Origin of the sequence: Photobacterium sp. SP02 (assembly GCF_038519165.1) — a bacterium.
GTDB classification, from domain to species: domain Bacteria; phylum Pseudomonadota; class Gammaproteobacteria; order Enterobacterales; family Vibrionaceae; genus Photobacterium; species Photobacterium halotolerans.
On record NZ_JASJOJ010000149.1, the window covers coordinates 1 to 900 of the forward strand.

2 protein-coding genes are annotated in these 900 nt (G+C 45.1%); both read right to left on the reverse strand.

Features of this window, described 5'->3' with window-relative positions; translation table 11 throughout:
- Positions 1–437, reverse strand: a 437-nt coding sequence (locus P0Y67_RS22680) for a hypothetical protein (protein WP_342393703.1), incomplete at its 3' end; no start/stop codon positions are given.
- A 156-nt stretch (positions 438–593) separates the two neighbouring features.
- The coding region (locus P0Y67_RS22685; protein ID WP_342393704.1) for a hypothetical protein at positions 594–900 on the reverse strand (307 nt) is incomplete at its 5' end.

Here is a 900-nt window from a genome sequence, read left to right on the forward strand (position 1 = left end):
GCTTTCCCAAACGGGCTTCTCGCCTGTTGCCAGATCAGGTTTTGTGCCTGAATCAGCCCGACCGGGGCGGACAGGTGATCACTCAGCACATCTGAAATCTGACCGTCTGCATCGACAGTGACGGGGGCGTAGCCTGTGGCGCCGTAGGTATAGTCTTTCTGACCCTGAGGGCCGTTTTCACGGAGTAAAGTGTTCCCCAGCCAGTAGAACTGCGTTTGCTCACCATTGACGGTTTTGCTGATCCGGCGTCCCAGAGGATCATAAGTATAGGCAGCGGTCACTTCGATGCTGGATAGCAGTGTCGTTTCACCATTTCCGGCATCTGCGCTGATCACCCGCTCGCGCTGGTAACCAACTAAACGTTCTGCGTCGTTACTTCTGTTCGCCTGAAAATCAGGTAAATCGGTATTCCAAACGAGATTAGAATAGCGGTTCACCCAGCTTTCTTAGATCCTGCAACCAGCTTTTCTTTAGGGCGACTGTCCTGAGCAGCCGCGGAAAGTGCTAGAAAGTCTGATAATTAAATATCAGTCCAGAAGTTAGGATTCGGAAAGGCGAGCAACTAAGAGATTAACAAGCCCACTAATGCGGGCTTATAGAACTTCCATAGATAAAGCATATATTTTTAAAGTGCTATTTGTAGAGTTAGTATATATTTTGTAACAAAGTAATTTATCTAGCCCTACACCTAATGATGACCATTTACTCTGAACGGTTAGAATCTGTTCATCGTAATTATTACAATCAGCCCCCAAAATACTCTCTTCTGCAATAACACCAAAATTCATTTTAGCTTCAAAAAAATAACACTCGCTAAAAACCACATAGCTTTGACTGTCATCAGGCCATTGAATCAAAATTCTAACAGTATCACTTTCACCTGGATTACTTCGGTCAATC